The sequence below is a fragment of the Streptomyces chengmaiensis genome (genome assembly GCF_029846775.1).
GTDB classification, from domain to species: Bacteria; Actinomycetota; Actinomycetes; order Streptomycetales; family Streptomycetaceae; genus Streptomyces; species Streptomyces chengmaiensis.
In genome coordinates this window covers 128,201-145,827 of record NZ_JARWBG010000009.1, presented here as the reverse complement: position 1 = coordinate 145,827, position 17,627 = coordinate 128,201, and the positions used below count along the sequence as shown (strand labels likewise).

The following is a 17,627-nucleotide window of genomic DNA, read 5'->3' as shown; positions in this document are numbered from 1 at the left end:
TATGAATAAGGTAAAGCTAACCTAAGGGTCAAGGGTTTCGGATGTAACAGCTCGGCTGCGAAAACGGGTGTGGATTTGACCACACTGTTTGGCCTGATCCTTTCGCTCCTGCCCAAGGCCCCGGAGAGCGCAAGCAGTTGCCGCCGCGGGCGGCGCGCACGAGGGCTCCGCGCATCGGCCCGGCGGCGCACGCCCCCTTCCGGATAAGGCCAGCCTTACCTACTATGCCCGCCGTGACGATCCACCCCGCCCTGCTCACCAGCGGCAACACCCTGCCCCTCGCCCACGGCCTCGATGCCCACGGCGACCGTACGGCCCTGCTCACCCCCGACGGGGAGATGACCTACCGCGAGCTGGCCGCACGCGTGGCGGACACCGCCCGCCGCCTCGGCCCCGAACGCCGTCTGGTGCTGCTGCCTGGCGCAAACACGCCGGAGGCGCTCATCGTCCATCTCGCCGCCCTGTCGGCCGGCCACCCCGTCCTGCTCGTGCCCGGCGACCACCCGGAGGCGGCCCGCTCGCTGACGGAGGCCTACGACCCCGACGTCGTCGTACGGCCCGCCGCACCCGGCGAGCCGTGGGCCCTCGACGAACGGCGTACGGGGACCGCCCACGACCTCCACCCGGACCTCGCCCTGCTGCTGTCCACCTCCGGCTCCACCGGCTCGCCCAAGCTGGTCCGCCTCTCGTACGACAACCTGCAGGCGAACGCCGAGTCGATCGCCGCATACCTCGGCATCCGCGAGACCGACCGCGCCGCAACCACCCTGCCCATGCACTACTGCTACGGGCTGTCCGTCCTCCACAGCCATCTGCTGCGCGGCGCGGGCCTGATCCTCACCGGCCTCTCGGTGGCCGACGCCTGCTTCTGGGAGCTGTTCCGCTCCGCTCACGGCACCGCCCTCGCAGGCGTCCCGTACACCTTCGACCTGCTCGACCGCGTCGGCTTTGACGCCATGGACCTGCCGCATCTGAGGTATGTCACCCAGGCCGGCGGCCGCCTCGCCCCCGAGACCGTGACCCGCTACGCCGAACTGGGCGAGCGCCGCGGATGGGACCTGTTCGTGATGTACGGCCAGACCGAGGCCACCGCCCGCATGGCCTATCTGCCGCCCGACCTGGCGGCCGCCCACCCTGCGTCCATCGGCGTCCCCGTGCCGGGCGGCGCCTTCCGCCTCGACCCCGTGGACGATGAACGCCGCGACGACGGTCCCGGCCCGGACGCCGGGCGTCTCGACCCCGTGGACGACGGTCCCGGCCCGGATGCCGGGGAACTCGTCTACACCGGGCCGAACGTGATGCTCGGCTACGCCCGCACCCCCGCCGACCTGGCACGCGGCCGGGACATCCGGGAACTGCGCACCGGCGACCTCGCCCGGCGCACCCCCGAGGGGCTGTACGAGATCGTCGGTCGGCGCAGCCGCTTTGTGAAGATCCTCGGCCTGCGCATCGACCCGCAGCGCATCGAGACGGCCCTCGCCCGCCAGGGCGTCACCGCGCTGTGCACCGGCGACGACACCTCCCTCGTCATCGCCGCGGTCGACACTCCGGACGCCGACGCGGACCGCATACGCGGCCTTGCCATACGGGAGTGCCGCCTGCCGCCGCGTGCGGTCGACGTCCGGCTGCTCGCCGACCTGCCCCGGCTGCCCAGCGGCAAGCCGGACTACGAGGCGATACGCGCGCTCCCCCGGGAGAGTAAAGACGCCCGGCCGCTGCCCGACGATCTGTGCCCGCTCTACGCCCGCATCCTCGACCGCACCGACGTGACCCCCGACAGCAGCTTCGTCAGCCTCGGCGGGGACTCGCTGTCGTATGTGGAGATGTCCCTCCAACTGGAGAAGCGACTCGGCAGCCTGCCCCCCGACTGGCACACCAGGCCCATCCGCGACCTCGCGCCACGAGAGACCGCGACGCCACAGGCCCCCTCCCGGCCCCGGCCCCGCAGGCGGACCCTGGAGACCAGCGTCGCCCTGCGCGCCCTCGCGATCTTCTTCATCGTCGGCTCGCACATCCATGTCTTCGGCGTCAAGGGCGGCGCCCATCTGCTGCTCGCCGTCGCCGGATACAACTTCGCCCGCTTCCACCTCACCGACGCCCCCCGGCGTGAACGCATCCGCCACGCCTGGACCAGCATCGCGCGGGTCGCGGTGCCGAGCATGGTGTGGATCGCGGGCATGCTGCTGCTCGCGGACGACTACACCCTCAGCAATCTCGCCCTGCTGCACAGCGTCCTCGGGCCGCACGACAACCCCACCGGAATGCACTTCTGGTTCATTGAGGCCCTCGTCTACATCCTGGTCGCCGTCGTGGCGCTGCTTGCCCTGCGCTGGGCGGACCGGGCCGAGCGCCGCTTCCCGTACGGTCTGCCGCTGGCGATCGCGGCCGCCGGGCTGCTGACGCGCTACGACCTCCTCGGTCTGCCCGACCGCTCGCTGATGCCGGACGCCGTGACCGTCTTCTGGCTGTTCGCCCTGGGCTGGGCGGCGGCCAAGGCCACGACCGTACGACAGCGGCTGCTGGTCACGGCGGCGACCCTGGCCACCGTGCCGGGCTTCTTCCCCGAAGAACCCATGCGCGAGGCGCTCATCGTGGCGGGCTTCGCCCTGTTGGTGTGGGTCCCGGTGCTCCCCAGCCACGAGCGGCTCAACCGGCTCGCCGGAGCCCTGGCGACCGCCTCGCTGTACATCTATCTGACGCACTGGCAGATCTATCCGCTGATCGACGGCTTCTCCCGGCATCTGGCGTTCCTGGCGTCGCTGGTCTTCGGAGTGGCGTACGCGGCGGCCGCGAACCGCGCGATGCGGGCGCTGCCCAAGCTCCAGCCTCGCCGGCGTTTGAGGCGCGGGGGGCCGGGGGCGGAGCCCCCGGCTTGGACAAGGGGCCTCACCCCTTGAGCACGCCCAGCGGCACCAGCCTCGCCACCCGCCTGCACAACCCCGCCCCCTCGCTCGCCCGCACCACCGCGTCGATGTCCTTGTACGCCAGCGGCGCCTCCTCCGCGAGCCCCCGGGCCGAGGAGCCCCGGACCACGACGCCGGCGGCCTCCAGGTCCTCCCGCAGCCGGCGGCCGTCGACCTCGCGGGCCGCCCGGTGGCGGCTGCGCACCCGGCCGGCGCCGTGGCAGGTCGAGTGCCACGCGCCGCCGCCCTCCACACCCGCCAGCACATACGAGGCGGTGCCCATCGTGCCGGGGATGAGCACCGGCTGGCCCACCGCGGCCAGATCGTCAGGCAGTTCCGGGTGCCGGGCGGGCAACGCCCTGGTCGCGCCCTTGCGATGGACGCACAGCCGCCGCTCCCGCCCGTCGACCGTATGGGTCTCCATCTTGGCCATGTTGTGCGAGATGTCGTAGACCAGATCCACCGGACAGTGCATGACCTCGGCGAACGCCCGGCGCGCGGTGTCGCCGAGGACCTGCCTGTTGGCCCGCGCATAGTTGGCCGCGGCCGCCATCGCCGCCAGATAGGAGCGGCCCTCCGCGCTGTCCGCGGGCACACAGGCGAGCTGCCGGTCCGGCACCCGGATGCCGTAGCGGTCCATGGCCCGGTCCATCGTGCGCACATGGTCGGTGCAGATCTGATGGCCGAGCCCCCGCGAACCGCAGTGGATCATCACACAGACCTGCCCCTCGCCGAGCCCCATGACCTGCGCGGCCCGCTCGTCGTACACCTTCTGCACCTTCTGCACCTCGAGGAAGTGGTTGCCGGAGCCGAGGCTGCCGACCTGCCCGAGGCCTCGGTCCACCGCCCGTTCGCTCACCTCGTCGGCGGCCGCCCCCGCAAGCACCCCGCCGTCCTCGCAGCGCACGAGGTCGCGGGCCACACCGCGGCCGTGCTCCACCGGGTACCGCGCGCCGCCCGTCAGCACCTCGCCGAGCTCCGCCCGCCGCAGGGTCCAGATGCCGCCCCGGCCGGGGCCCCGGGGCACGCGGGCGCTGAGCACATCCATCAGCTGCCGCAGCCGGGGTGCGAGGGACTCGCTGCCGCAGTGCGCGGCCAGCAGCCGGACCCCGCACGAGATGTCGAAGCCGACCCCGCCGGGGGATATCACCCCGCCGGCGTCCGGCTCGGTCGCCGCGACGCCCCCGATGGGGAAGCCGTACCCCCAGTGCACGTCGGGCATCGCATACGAGGCCCCCACGATGCCCGGCAGCGTGGCCACGTTCACCACCTGCTGCAGCGCCTGGTCCCCGGCGACGTCCGGCAGCAGCTCGGCTGAGGCGAAGACGACCCCCGGCACCCGCATCCCCTCGCCCCGGGGAATGCGGAAACGGAACGCGCCGTCCGGAACCAGCTCCACATCCGCCACCGCGAAGCACCTCCTCACCGGCTCATACGTCCCCCGCACATCGCTCGCGGGCCGTTCACACGTCGACGGTCACCGCGCACCGCCAGCCCGCCGGCCCCCGCCCGAACTCCAGGCCGTGCCAGGTGACCGCCTTGGGCGCGGCCCCCACGACCGGGCAGGAGCGGGCGTCGGCCATCCGCAGCACGGCGTGCACACCGCGGTCGACAGGTGCGACCTCGACGCCGACGGGCACCTCACCCTCGGCGTCCAGCCAGTACACGACCTCTTCCAGCAGCGCCACCAGCAGCTCCTCGTCGCTCCCGGCGAGCACCGCCGCCTCCCGCCTGCCGACGGCCTGGGCGCCCCGCAGATCGAGGAACGACTCGCAGACCCCGTGCACGGCCTGCTCCAGGCACTCCTCACGCGTCGGGCCCCATGCCTCGACCCGCAGATCCGCGGTGTGCGGAACACTGCGCCGGCCGGCGCTCTCGGGTGGCAGGTACACAGTCGCCTCCTGTCCCTTTCATGGTGCACCGCGCGGCCGCGGCGCACCGCTCGGCGGACATGCCCGCCCCGCCGCCGCGGGCCATGCTGGAGACATGGCCCGAGCCAACGAGGAGGTCGAGGCGCTGCTCCAGGAGTACGCCGATCTCATCGCAATCAGCGGCGGCGACGCCTTCAAGGCGCGCGCCTACGAGAAGGCCGCACGCGCCATCGGCGGCCACCCCGCCGACATCGCCAAGCTCGACGCCAAAGGACTGCGGGAGATCCCGAACGTCGGCAAGTCCATCGCCGACAAGGTCGGGGAGTATCTGCACACCGGCCATGTCCCGGTGATCGACGAGACCCGGGCGACGATCCCGGCCGGCGTCCGCGAACTGATCGCCATCCCCACGCTCGGCCCGAAGAAGGCCCTGGTGCTCCACCAGGAGCTCGGCGTCTCCTCCGTCGACCAACTCCTCGACGCCATCCACGCCGAACGGCTGCGGGACCTCAAGGGGTTCGGCGAGAAGACCGAGGAGAACCTGCTGCACGGCATCTCCCTGATGCAGAAGGCCGGCGAAGGCCGCATCCTCCTCAGCGCCGCCCTGGACGTCGCCGAGCAGATCACCGGCGAACTGTCCGCGATCCCCGGCTGCGAGCGGTGCGCCTACGCGGGCTCGCTGCGCCGGATGCGCGAGACCATCGGCGACATCGACATCCTGGTGGCCGCCGACGACTCCGCGCCCTTCATGGAGGCGCTCGGCAGCCTTCCGCAGACCGCCGAGACCATCGCCCACGGCGAGAAGAAGACCTCCATCCGCACCACCAAGGGCCTCCAGGTGGACCTGAGGGTCCTGCCGCCGGTCTCCTGGGGCGCGGGTCTGCAGTACTTCACCGGCAGCAAGGCGCACAACATCCGCACCCGCGCGATCGCCGTGCGCAAGGGCCTCAAACTCTCCGAGTACGGACTCTTCCACGCCAAGAGCGGACGGCGCGTCACCTCGCGCACGGAGGAGGACATCTACGCCCGCCTCGGCCTGCCGTGGATCCCGCCGCCCCTGCGCGAGGACCGCGGCGAGATCGCCGCAGGACTGGCGGGCGAACTCCCCGACCTGGTCGCCGAGGACGACATCCGGGGCGATCTGCACACGCACACCGACCTCACCGACGGCCTCGCCCCCCTGGAGGACATGGTCGCCGCAGCGGCCGACCGCGGCTATGCGTACTACGCGGTCACCGACCACGCCCCGAACCTCTACATGCAGCGCATGACCGACGAGAAGATGCTCGCCCAGCGCGACCGCGTCCGAGCGCTCGACCGCACCTTCCGCGGAATGCGGCTGCTGCACGGCACGGAGCTCAACATCGGGCCGGACGGCGACCTCGACTGGCCCGATGAGTTCCTCGCCGAGTTCGACCTCTGCGTCGCCTCCGTCCACTCCCACTTCAACCAGAGCCGCCGGGACCTGACCCGCCGTCTGATCCGCGCCTGTGAGAATCCGCACGTCGCGATCATCGGCCACCCCACGACCCGCCGCATCGGCAAACGCCCGCCCATCGACGCCGACTTCGACGCCGTCTTCGAAGCCTGCGCGGCCACCGGCACCGCCCTGGAGATCAACTCACATCCGGAGCGGCTCGACCTGCGCGACGAGGACATCCTGCGCGCCAGGGAGTACGGCGTGAAGTTCGCCATCGACTCCGACGCCCACTCCACCACCCATCTGCCCTATCTGCGCTATGGAGTCGGCACCGCCCAGCGCGGCTGGCTCACGAAGGACGACGTCGTCAACGCCTGGCCGCTGACCAGGCTGCGCCGCTTTCTGCGCAAGGGCTGACGTCGGATCTGAGTATCCTCCGGTTCTGCCCTGCCCCGCGGCCAACCCGCCGGCCCCTGCAACGGAGAGCGCATGCCACAAGCCGACAGCTCACACGTCGACGCCGCAGAACTCCTCACGCTCGCGCTCCGCCACCTCGACGACTACGACACCCGCCGCCCCTTCACTGAGATCCCGACCCTCGACGACTCCACCCCGCTGCCCTTCCGGCCCTTTCCGGCCCTGGCGATCGCCATGGCCGGGCATGTCCTGTCTGCATGGGAGGTCAGGACGTTCCAGGTCGAGCGTGCCAAGCGAGGAGAGCGCATACGGTTCTTCACCGCGGTCGGCACAGAGCCCGGACGGACCTTCCGTGCCTGCACCCTCTTCGACCCCGAGCTGGGCACCCAGAGCGTCGTCGAGCTGTGCGGACACGCCTTCTGCTCCAACAAGGCCCCCGCCGGCCCCGGGAGCCGCTGCGCCGACCATCTCGGCGATCCGCCGCCGGACGGCCGCGACCCGTGCCACTGGCTGCGCAGGGCCGGCGAAGCCGCCATCTCGGTCGAGCGCGGCCGCAGAGGTCTCACCGAGACGGAGGCGCTGGCCGTGCACGCGGCACGCGCCGGTGTGCCCATGGCACAGGTGCGCAGAGCCACCGGGCTGCCTGAATGGACGGTCCATGCCCTCAGCGGCGAGCCCGCGAGCGTTCCTGAGGGCGTCGACGGCTCCGACGCCCCCGCCGCCTGGCCCCTTGTGCTCACTCCCGTGCGCGACATCACCGCGGCGGACGTCCACCGTGTCTACGCATACACAAGCGGCAGCCCCGCCCCGCCCGGCCCCGACACGGTGCTCGCCCGGAAGGACCGCTGGTACACATACGAGCCGCTGCGCGAGAACGGCCCCTTCCTGGTCTTCGAGGACGAGCACTGCTTCACGCTTCAGTGGTGGCAGATGCAGGACCATCTGCCGGAGCACCAGCTCGCCCGCCCCGGCGACGAGAGCCGCAGACGGGACATGTACGAGCCGCCCTGCCAGTGCGGCGACTGCGACTACTAGTGCCGGAGGGGCTGGACCTCAGCCCGACTCGGGGAAGTGGCAGGCCACCTGACGCGCCTCCCCGGCGGCCGCGATCCGCAGTGCCGGGGCCTCGGTCCGGCAGATGTCCCGCGCCTTGGGGCAGCGCGGATGGAAGGTGCAGCCGGGCGGGGGCGCGGCAGGGCTGGGCGGGTCGCCGAGCAGGGTGATCCGCTCCCGGGTCCGCTCGGCGGCCGGATCCGGCAGCGGCACCGCGGACAGCAGCGCACGCGTGTAGGGGTGGGCGGGGGCCGTGTACAGGTGCTCCTTCGCGCCGATCTCGACGATTCGGCCGAGGTACATCACGGCGACCCGGTCGCACACCCGCTTGATGACCGACAGGTCGTGGGCGATGAAGAGATAGGACAGGCCCAGCTCCCGCTGCAGCCGCTCCATCAGATTGACGATCTGGGCCTGCACGGACACGTCCAGCGCGGAGACGGGTTCGTCGGCGACCACCAGTCGGGGGCTGGTGGCCAGCGCGCGGGCGATGCCGATGCGCTGGGCCTGTCCGCCGGAGAACTCATGGGGGTAGCGGTCGATGTGTTCCGGGATCAGGCCGACCAGCTCCATCAGCTCGGCCGCCCGTCTGCGCGCCTCGGCGACCGCGGCGCCCTGCACGATCAGCGGGTCGGAGATGATCCGGGCCACCGTCTGACGGGGGTTGAGGGAGGAGTGCGGATCCTGGAAGACCATCTGGAGCTCGGTGCGCAGAGGCTTCAGCGCCCGCTGCGACAGACGGCCGATGTCGCGTCCGCCGAATTCAACCGATCCGGAGGTCGGCTGCAGCAGCCGGACGATCATCCGGCCGGTGGTGGACTTGCCGCAGCCGGACTCGCCGACCAGGCCGAGTGTCTCGCCCGTCGCCACCTCGAAGCTGACGCCGTCGACGGCCCGGACGGGAGCCGAGCGGGCCCGCCGGCCGGGGAACGTCATCGTCAGGTCCCGTACACGGAGCAGAGGTGTGGTCATGAGCTGATGCCTTCGTACGCGGGGAAGTGGCAGGCCACCGGATGCCCGGCCGGCCCGGTCGGTCCGTCGAGCTCGGGGCGCTCGGTCTCGCAGCGGGACCGCTCGCCGTCAAAGGAGGCGGCGGCCAGCCGCGGGCAGCGGGGCGCGAACGCACAGCCGGGGGCCGGGGTGAGCAGTGAGGGCGGGCTGCCGGGGATGGCCCGCAGCGGCTCGTCATCGTCGTCGTCGAGGCGCGGCAGCGAGTCCAGCAGGGCGCGGGTGTACGGATGGGCGGGGGAGGCGAACAGCGTGTCAACGGGGGCTTGTTCGGCCGCCCGGCCCCCGTACATCACCAGCACGTCGTGGGCGACGCGGGCGACCACCCCCAGATCGTGGGTGATCATCACGACGGCGAGTCCCCGCTGCTCCTGGAGCCGGGCGATCAGCTCCAGGATCTGGGCCTGCACGGTGACGTCGAGGGCGGTGGTCGGCTCGTCCGCGATGAGCAGCTCCGGTTCGCAGGCCAGCGCCATCGCGATCATCACTCGCTGGCGCATCCCGCCGGAGAACTGGTGCGGATACTCGCCGGCCCGGCGCTTGGGCTCGGGGATGCCGACCTCGGCGAGGGCTTCGACGGCCCGGGCGCGGGCTGCTCTGCGGCCGGAGCGGAAGTGGACCCGATGGTGTTCGGCGATCTGCTCCCCGACGGTGTAGTAGGGGTGCAGGCTGGAGAGCGGATCCTGGAAGATCATCGCCATCTTGCGGCCCCGCAGCCGGTTCAGCTCCCGTTCGTCCCTGCCGGTCAGCTCCTGTCCGTCGAGGATGACGGAGCCGCTGACGCGGGCGTTCGCATGCAGGCCCAGCACGGCGAGCGAGGTGACGGACTTCCCCGACCCCGACTCGCCGACGATGCCCAGCGTGCGGCCCCGCCGCACCTCGAAACTGAGGGAGTCCACGGCCCGTACCGGCCCGTGCTTCGTCGGAAAGGTGACCGTCAGATCCCTGACGGACAGCAGGCTGTCGGGCGGCAAACTCTCGGACATCAGTACCTCACGCGGGGGTCGACCACGGCGTACAGCAGATCGACGGCCAGATTGGCCAGGACGATGAAGGTGGCGGCGAGCAGGGTGACGCCGAGGATGACCGGCTGGTCGCCGCTGGAGAGCGCTCCGTAGAACAGCCGGCCCACCCCCGGCAGCCCGAAGATCGACTCGGTGATCACCGCTCCGGCCAGCAGTCCTCCGAGGTCCATCCCGAAGATGGTGAGGACCGGCGTCATCCCGGCCCGCAGACCGTGCTTGACCACGACCGTGCGGCGGGGCAGCCCTTTGGCGCGAGCCGTGCGGATATACGGCTCCGCCATCGTCTCGATCATCGAACTGCGGCTCTGCCGCGCGTACATGGCCGCGTACAGGATGGCCAGCGCCAGCCACGGCAGCAGCAGATTGGACGCCCACTGGACGGGGTCGGAGCCCAGCGGCACATACTGCGGATAGGGGAGCAGCCCGGTCGCCCGGATCAGACCGTAGATCAGCAGCACCGAGGTGAAGTAGACGGGCAGCGAGGCGGCGGCGACCGCGCCCACCATCAGCACGCGGTCGGCAAGCGTGTCCTTGCACAGCGCTGCGGTGACGCCCGCGCTGAGCCCGAGGCCCAGCCAGAGCGCCGCGGCGCCGAACGCCAGCGACGCGGAGACCGGCAGCCGGTCCATCAGCAGCTCCCACACTGCCTGGCTGTTCTCGTAGGAGTAGCCGAGGCAGGGGAATTCGCAGTGCAGCGTGTACTGTCCGCTGCCGATGGTGCGGCCGGTGAAGATGCCGGTGACGAAGTCGGCGAACTGCCGCCACACCGGCTGGTCCAGGCCCATGTGCGCGCGGATCGCGGCCAGTCGGTCGGCGCTGCACGACTTGCCGCACGCCGCCGCCGCGGGGTCGGCGGGCAGGACGTAGAAGATGGTGAAGGTGACGGCGGCGATCGCGATCAGCACGCCGACGACGCCGAGGAGCCGCCGGCCGAGGTAGAGGATCATATGCGGCTTCCCCTCGGGTCGAGGATGTCCCGCAGTGCGTCGCCGAGCAGGGTGAAGGCGAGCACCGTGAGGAAGAGGCAGCTGCTCGGGAGGATGAAGTACATGGGATCCGTGTCGTAGAAGGCGACGCTCTCGGCGATCATCTGACCCCAGGAGGGGGTGGGCGGGCGGACGCCGACGCCCAGATAGCTCAGTGCCGCCTCGGTGGCGATCATCCCGGGGATGATCAGGGTGGTGTATGCGATGACCGGCCCGGCGACGCCCGGGAGGATGTCGCGGCTGAGGATCCGCCAGGGCCCGGCCCCGGCGACCCTTGCCGCGTCCACGTACTCCCGGTGTTTGAGGCTCAGGGTCTGGCCGCGCACCACGCGGGCGATGCCGGGCCAGCCGAAGAGTCCGATGACGACGGTCATCAGCAGGATGCGGTTGACGTCCTTCGCCACCGACAGCATCGCGATCATGAAGATCAGGGACGGGAAGGACATGGTCAGGTCCATCAGCCGGGAGAGCACGGCGTCGGTGCGCCCGCCGAAGTAGCCGGCGGTGACTCCGGCCGCGGTGCCGGCCGTCACCACGATCGCGGTGGCGGCGAACGCGATGAACAGCGAGACCTGAGCGCCGTGCACGACCCTGGCGAACAGATCGCGTCCGGTGACCGGTTCGACGCCGAGCCAGTGGTCGGCGCTGATGCCGCCGAACGGGCCGATCGGCAGTCCGCCGAGGTACGGGTCGACGGCGGACTTGTCGAACTCGTCCGGCGACCAGCCGCCCAGCGCACTGAGCAGCGGCGCCGCCGCGGCCATGAACACGAACAGCGCGACGACGCTGAGGGAGATCCTCACGGAGGTGCGGCGGCGCAGTTCCGCGCGGGCGAGCTGCCAGGGGCCGCTGCCCGCGGGAAGTGAGGTGGAGCTGAGGGTGGCAGCCATGGTGTGCTGCCTCAGCCCGCGCTCTTGGCCGGGTCCTTGAGGCCGACCGTCGCGTAGTCGATCTGGCCGCCGAAGGAGGTGTGGCCGTACGCCCCCGCGATGTTGGCGCCGAGCAGCAGCGGCATGCGCTCGATGACGGCGGGCGCCGTCGGGGCCTTGGCGAGGATCTCGCCGTCCAGCTGCTGCCAGGCCTGGTTGGCCTGCTGGGCGTCGGTCATCGCGGCGATCTCGTCCATGCGCTGCATGGTCGGCTTGTCGCGGAAGAGCGAGTGGTTGCCGGAGTTGCCCTTCTCCTTGATATAGCGGCCGTCGAAGACGAAGGGCAGGAAGGTGGAGCCGGAGGGGTAGTCCGGGCACCAGCCGGTGTAGACCAGGTCGGTGCGGTTCTCGGTGTCGCCGATGGTGTCGTAGAACGCCGAGGGGTCGACGGTCTCGATGGTCACCTTGATCCCGGCCCGGCCGAGGGCTTGCTGGATCGCCTCGCCTACGCCCTTGTCGCCGTTGGAGACGGTGATGCTGGTGGCGAAGCCGTCCGGCTTGCCCGCCTGCTTCAGCAGTTCCTTGGCCTTCGCCGCGTCGCCGGTGAGCGGGATCTTCAGGGTGTCGGGCTGCTTGCCGTCGAAGAGCGAGCCGGGCATCAGGGCCGTGGCCGCGTCGTTGAGCGCGGGCCCGCCGGAGGCGGTCACGATGGCCTCGCGGTCCAGCGCGTACTGCACGGCCCGGCGGACCCTGACGTCGTCGAACGGGGCGCGGCCGGTGTGCATCTGCACCATTTCGGTGCAGTTGCTCGACTCGGCGAGCAGCCGGGCCCGGACGTCGGCCTTGGTGAGCACCTTCGGTGTGCTCTCGGGGCGCATCTTGCCCCAGGAGACGGCGGATGCGTCGGCGCCGGAGCTGGCGATCAGGCGGTCGTCGATCTGGTTGCCCTTCAGCCCCATCGTCACGACGATCCGGTCCGGGTACGCCTTGCGGACCTGGTCGGTCGCCGGGTCCCAGTGGGTGTTGCGGACGAGCACCAGCCGCTTGTCGCGCGCATACGACTCGATCTTGTACGGCCCCGAGGAGAAGGGCCGGTTGTCGTACTGCGGCCCCTTGTCCTGCGCCTTGGGCACGGGGGCGAAGGTGGGCAGCACCGTGGCATAGGCGAACTCCGCGAAGGGCTTGCGCAGTTCGAAGACGATCGTGCGGTCGTCGGGCGTCTTGACGGAGTCGAGGTGCTTGCCGTGGGCCGGTCCCTGGTAGCCCTCGGCCCCGGCGAGATAGCGGGCCGCGTAGTCGGGGCCGCCCGGCAGGTCCGGCGAGAAGGACCGCTCCACGTTGTACTTGATGTCCTGGGCGGTGATCGGGGTCCCGTCCTCGTACTTCAGACCCTTCTTGAGTCTGAACGTCCAGGTCTTGGCGCCGTTGGAGGAGGCGCCGAGGTCCTCGGCGAGATCGGGGACCAGTTCCCCGCCCTCGGCGCCCGGCGCGGCCTTGTAGGTCACCAGTGTGCGGTACAGCAGCCGGGTGCCGAAGTCCATGTCGCCCATCACCCAGTTGCGGGCGGGGTCGAGATGGGTGAAGTCCGTGTTGGACAGCACCGTGAGGGTGCCGCCCTTCTCGGGGGCGCCGCCGACCACGGCTCCGTTGTTGGCTGTGACGGGGTTCTTGGCGGAGCTGCCGCCGTCGCGGGCTGAGCCTTCTGCGTCGCTGCCGCCGGAACAGCCGGCCGCGCCGAGGGCGAGGGTCGCCCCCAGGGCGGTGGCGACGGCGGAGAGAGTGCGCTTGTTCATCTGTGGTCACTCCGTGAACAGTCGGACAGCCATGGGTGGCTGGAATGTGACCGGTAACATAGTAATGTGAAATGGTACTCCACAAGGTGTAGATGACGCCGTTATTCACCCGTGTCCAAGTGGGGGCGGCTGGCCGGCGCGGGGTCTTGGCAAACGTTGTGCAATGTGAAATATTACTAGGGTGCTCAGTGGAAACACCTCCGACCTCATCGTCGTCGGCGCCGGTGTCGTCGGCGCGGCCTGCGCCTACTACGCGGCCCGCGCCGGCCTCACCGTCACCGTGATCGACCGCGGCCCGGTCTCAGGCGGCACCACCGGGGCCGGCGAGGGCAACCTCCTCGTCTCCGACAAGGAGCCGGGGCCCGAGCTCGAACTCGCCCTGCTCTCCACGGGACTCTGGCGGGAACTGGCCGAACTGCTGCCGCCCGCCGTCGAGTACGAACCCAAGGGCGGCGTCGTCATCGCCTCGGACGAGGCGGGCCTGGCCGCGCTGCGGGACTTCGCGGCCGGGCAGCGCGAGGCGGGCGTCACCGCGCACGAGATCTCCGCCGGCCGGCTGCACGACCTGGAGCCCCATCTCGCACCCGGTCTGGCAGGCGGCCTCCACTACCCCCAGGACGCCCAGATCATGCCCGCGCTCGCGGCGGCGCATCTGCTGCGCGCGGGCGGTGACCGGGTGCGGCTGCTGCTCGGCGAGGAGGTCACCGGACTCATCACCGGAGCCAGCGGAGAGGTGCGGGGAGTGCGCACGCGGAGCGGTCCGGTGCCCGCCCCGTACGTGGTGAACGCCGCCGGGGCCTGGGGCGGCGAACTCGCCCGCCTGGCGGGGGTCGAGCTTCCCGTCCTGCCCCGCCGGGGGTTCGTCCTGGTGAGCGAGCCACTGCCGCGCGTGGTGCGGCACAAGGTGTACGCGGCCGACTACGTCGCCGACGTGGCCAGCGGCTCCGCGGCCCTGCAGACCTCCGCGGTGGTCGAAGGCACCGCCGCGGGACCGGTGCTGATCGGCTCCAGCCGGGAACGCGTCGGCTTCGACCGGTCGCTCTCGACCGAGGTGCTGCGGCGGCTCGCGACTGGGGCCGTCGCCCTCTTCCCCGTACTGGCCGGGGTGCGGATGCTGCGCACCTATACGGGCTTCCGCCCCTATCTGCCCGACCATCTGCCCGCGATCGGCCCCGACCCCCGGGTGCCCGGTCTGCTGCACGCCTGCGGCCATGAAGGGGCGGGGGTCGGGCTGGCCCCCGCCACCGGCCTGGTCGTCGCGCGGCATCTGACGGGCGGCGAACCGCCGCTCGATCCGCGCCCGTTCCGGCCCGAGCGTTTCGAGCGTCCGCAGGCCGACCCGCTGTGACGCGCATGCGAAAGGAGGCCCGCAGTGGCCCGTAACCCCGTCGAGCTGGCCGGGGCCCAGCCCGGACCGCCCTTCGAGATCACCTTCGACGGCCGTGCCGTCACCGCCCTGCCCGGGCAGTCGGTCGCCGCCGCCCTGTGGTCGGCCGGCATCCTCGCCTGGCGCACCACTCGCGTGGGCGGCCGGCCGCGCGGCGCGTTCTGCGGCATCGGCCAGTGCTACGACTGCCTGGCGATCGTCAACGGAACACCCAACCGGCGGGCCTGCCTGGTGCCCGCCGCCCCCGGAGACACCATCACCACCCAGGAAGGACACGGCCATGCCGACCTCGGAGTCTGACCCCCAGGCCCCGGTCTGCGGCCCGTACGACCTGGCGGTCGTCGGCGCGGGCTGCGCCGGTCTCTCCGGCGCCGTCACCGCCGCGGAACTCGGCCTGTCGGTCGCCCTGCTGGACACCTCCGGCCAGACCGGCGGCCAGTACTACCGGCACCCCGCGCCCGCCCTCGGGGCCGTACGCCCCGAAGCGCTGCACCACGACTGGTCGGCCTTCGCCGATCTGCGCCGCCGCCAGGAGGCCTGCGCCATCACCCGGCTGGCCGGACACCATGTCTGGACGGTGACGCGTGACGACGGCGACCTGTGGGCCGTGCACGCGGTGACCGGCGCCGACGGCGACGGGGAGCGGCCGGTGCGGATCCGGGCCCGGGCGCTGCTCCTCGCGACCGGCGCATACGAGCGGCAGCTGCCCTTCCCCGGGTGGACCCTGCCGGGCGTGGTGGGCGCGGGCGGCGCCCAGGCGATGCTCAAGTCGGGGCTCGTGCTGCCCGGCAGACGGGTCGTCGTCGCGGGCAGCGGCCCGCTGCTGCTCGCCGTCGCCTCCTCGCTCGCCGCGGCCGGGGCCCGCGTCCCGGCCGTGGCGGAGGCGTCCGGCTATCTGGGGTATGCGCGGCACCCGCGCGCCCTGGCCGCCAACCCGCAGAAGCTCGCGGAGGCCGCCGTCCATGGGGCGGCCCTGCTGCGCCACCGGGTGCGGCTGCGCAGCCGCAGCGCGGTCACCGCGGTGCACGGCCGTGACCGGGTGGAGGCGGTTACGGTCTCCCGGCTGGACCGGGAGTGGCGGCCCGTACCGGGGACGGGCCGCCATATCGCGTGCGACGCACTGGCCGTGGGCTTCGGCCTGGTCCCCCAGATCGAGCTGGCCGCCGGACTGGGCTGTGCGGTGCGCCGTGCGGCCGACGGGACGCCGGCCCTCGTCCTCGACCCGCTTCAGGAGACCTCCGTGCACGGCGTGTGGGCCGCGGGGGAGACCGGCGGCGTCGGCGGGGCCCAGCTGGCCCGTGAGGAGGGCGAGATGGCAGGCCATGCCATCGCCGCCCGGCTGACCGGGCGGTCCGCGCTCGTCCGGAGCGGGCGGATGCGGGAACTGCGCCGCCGCCGGGCCCGGATGCGCGCCTTCGCCGACGTCATGGCCGCCGCCCATGCTCCGGGCTTCGGATGGACCCGATGGCTGGCCGACGACACCGACGTCTGCCGGTGCGAGGAGGTGACGGCGGGCCGCATCCGCGAGGCGGTCGCCGGGCTCGGGGCGCGGGACGCCCGGTCCGTCAAACTGCTCACCAGAGCGGGGATGGGATGGTGTCAGGGCCGTATGTGCGGCACGGCCGTGGCCTGCCTCGCGTCCGGTGCGGACACCCTTCCGCCTTCGTCCGAGCGCCGTCCGCTGGCCGTTCCCGTCACGCTTTCGGCCCTCGCCTCACTCGACGAGCCGCCCCCGAGCCCCGGGCGCCCAGAGCCCTCCGACGGCCCCCGCCCGGGGCCCGAGGCGCACGAACCGGGCGGGGCGGGCGGGGCCTGAGGCCGCGCCAGGAGGTTTGCTTCCCGCAGCCGGCGGCTCCGCCCCCGGATCTCCGCGCCCCAACCTCTCCCGGCGGCAGGGAGAGGGAAGAAACACTGCCACTCCGCCTCATCCACCCCCTAATAAAATGTCACACACCACAGAAGGGTCTTTCTGGATATGACCGCCACCTGGTCCGGCACGCGCCCCTGGCGCGGCATCATGGTCGCCACCGCTCTCCCGCTGCGCCCGGACCTCTCCGTCGACTACGACGCCTACGCCGAGCACGTCCGCTGGCTGATCGACAGCGGCTGCGACGGCGTGGTCCCCAACGGCTCCCTCGGCGAGTACCAGACGCTCACCGACGAGGAGCGCGCCCGGGTCGTGACCACCGCGGTCGAGGCCGCCGGCGACGGGGCGCGGGTGATGCCCGGCGTGGCCGCGTACGGCAGCGCCGAGTCCCGCCGCTGGGCCGAGCAGGCCGCGGCGGCGGGCGCGGGCTCCGTGCTGCTCCTGCCGCCGAACGCCTACCGCGCCGACGACGAGGCGGTACAGGCGCACTTCGCCGAGGTCGCCGGGGCCGGGCTGCCCGTGGTCGCGTACAACAACCCCCTCGACACCAAGGTCGACATGTCGCCCGCGCTGCTCGCCCGGCTCCACGGCGAAGGGCACATCGTCGCCGTCAAGGAGTTCAGCGGAGACGTCCGCCGCGCCTACGAGATCGCCGAACTCGCTCCCGAGCTGGATGTGCTGATCGGCGCGGACGACGTGCTGCTGGAGCTGGCGATCGCCGGGGCGGTCGGCTGGATCGCCGGCTACCCCAACGCGTTCCCGGCCGCCTGCGCCGAGCTGTACCACGCCGCGGTCTCCGGCGACCTGCACACGGCGACGCCCCTCTACGCCTCCCTCCACCCTTTGCTGCGCTGGGACTCGAAGGCCGAGTTCGTCCAGTCGATCAAGTTGTCCATGGACATCGGCGGCCGCCGCGGCGGCCCGGTACGCCCGCCCCGCGCCCCGCTCACCGGCACGATCGAGGCCGGGGTGCGGGAGGCGACCGAGAAGGCCGTCGCCGCCGGCCACCGCTGACCGCGCGTACAAGG

14 protein-coding genes are annotated in these 17,627 nt (G+C 72.1%); 7 read left to right on the top strand and 7 right to left on the bottom strand.

Annotated elements, in window-relative coordinates; translation table 11 throughout:
• Positions 1–233 precede the first annotated feature (233 nt).
• Positions 234–2,897, top strand: coding sequence for an AMP-binding protein (locus tag QCN29_RS10820; protein WP_279927607.1), 2,664 nt, complete (start codon positions 234–236; stop codon positions 2,895–2,897).
• On the opposite strand, the gene QCN29_RS10815 is transcribed toward QCN29_RS10820, so the two are convergent.
• Positions 2,887–4,311, bottom strand: coding sequence for an RtcB family protein (locus tag QCN29_RS10815; protein ID WP_279927606.1), 1,425 nt, complete (start codon positions 4,309–4,311; stop codon positions 2,887–2,889). The genes QCN29_RS10820 and QCN29_RS10815 overlap by 11 nt on opposite strands.
• A 55-nt stretch (positions 4,312–4,366) precedes the next feature.
• A complete protein-coding gene (locus tag QCN29_RS10810; RefSeq protein ID WP_279927604.1) occupies positions 4,367–4,795 on the bottom strand; it encodes an archease in 429 nt (142 codons plus the stop codon).
• Positions 4,796–4,889: 94 nt separating this feature from the next.
• Between QCN29_RS10810 and polX the strand changes: the two genes are divergently transcribed.
• Positions 4,890–6,611 carry a DNA polymerase/3'-5' exonuclease PolX gene (polX, locus tag QCN29_RS10805; protein ID WP_279927603.1) on the top strand — a complete coding sequence of 574 codons (1,722 nt, stop codon included), beginning with the start codon at positions 4,890–4,892 and terminating at the stop codon, positions 6,609–6,611.
• A 72-nt stretch (positions 6,612–6,683) separates the two neighbouring features.
• Positions 6,684–7,646 (top strand): hypothetical protein, encoded by a 963-nt coding sequence (locus QCN29_RS10800; protein ID WP_279927602.1) that lies wholly within the window; start codon positions 6,684–6,686, stop codon positions 7,644–7,646.
• Positions 7,647–7,664: 18 nt separating this feature from the next.
• On the opposite strand, the gene QCN29_RS10795 is transcribed toward QCN29_RS10800, so the two are convergent.
• From QCN29_RS10795 to QCN29_RS10775, 5 genes are read right to left on the bottom strand one after another with little or no spacing between them, the layout of a single operon-like run.
• Entirely contained in the window at positions 7,665–8,636 is a 972-nt protein-coding gene (locus QCN29_RS10795; protein WP_279927601.1) for an ABC transporter ATP-binding protein, read from the bottom strand.
• On the bottom strand, positions 8,633–9,658 hold the full coding sequence (locus QCN29_RS10790; protein ID WP_279927599.1) for an ABC transporter ATP-binding protein: 1,026 nt from the start codon (positions 9,656–9,658) through the stop codon (positions 8,633–8,635). Before QCN29_RS10790 ends, QCN29_RS10795 begins: the two co-directional genes overlap by 4 nt.
• Positions 9,658–10,644, bottom strand: coding sequence for an ABC transporter permease (locus QCN29_RS10785; RefSeq protein WP_279927598.1), 987 nt, complete (start codon positions 10,642–10,644; stop codon positions 9,658–9,660). Before QCN29_RS10785 ends, QCN29_RS10790 begins: the two co-directional genes overlap by 1 nt.
• Positions 10,641–11,573: an ABC transporter permease gene (locus QCN29_RS10780; protein WP_279927597.1), complete on the bottom strand. Its 933-nt coding sequence runs from the start codon at positions 11,571–11,573 to the stop codon at positions 10,641–10,643. Before QCN29_RS10780 ends, QCN29_RS10785 begins: the two co-directional genes overlap by 4 nt.
• Before the next feature lie 11 nt (positions 11,574–11,584).
• Positions 11,585–13,345 (bottom strand): ABC transporter substrate-binding protein, encoded by a 1,761-nt coding sequence (locus tag QCN29_RS10775; protein ID WP_279927596.1) that lies wholly within the window; start codon positions 13,343–13,345, stop codon positions 11,585–11,587.
• A 181-nt stretch (positions 13,346–13,526) separates the two neighbouring features.
• On the opposite strand from QCN29_RS10775, the gene QCN29_RS10770 reads away from it, so the two are divergent.
• From QCN29_RS10770 to QCN29_RS10755, 4 genes are all read left to right on the top strand, one after another.
• On the top strand, positions 13,527–14,693 hold the full coding sequence (locus QCN29_RS10770) for an NAD(P)/FAD-dependent oxidoreductase (protein WP_279927595.1): 1,167 nt from the start codon (positions 13,527–13,529) through the stop codon (positions 14,691–14,693).
• A 24-nt stretch (positions 14,694–14,717) separates the two neighbouring features.
• On the top strand, positions 14,718–15,032 hold the full coding sequence (locus QCN29_RS10765) for a (2Fe-2S)-binding protein (RefSeq protein WP_279927594.1): 315 nt from the start codon (positions 14,718–14,720) through the stop codon (positions 15,030–15,032).
• Positions 15,013–16,548 (top strand): NAD(P)/FAD-dependent oxidoreductase, encoded by a 1,536-nt coding sequence (locus QCN29_RS10760; protein ID WP_279927593.1) that lies wholly within the window; start codon positions 15,013–15,015, stop codon positions 16,546–16,548. The genes QCN29_RS10765 and QCN29_RS10760 overlap by 20 nt, the downstream gene beginning before the upstream one ends.
• Positions 16,549–16,707: 159 nt before the next feature.
• Positions 16,708–17,613 (top strand): dihydrodipicolinate synthase family protein, encoded by a 906-nt coding sequence (locus QCN29_RS10755; protein ID WP_279927591.1) that lies wholly within the window; start codon positions 16,708–16,710, stop codon positions 17,611–17,613.
• Positions 17,614–17,627: the final 14 nt, after the last annotated feature.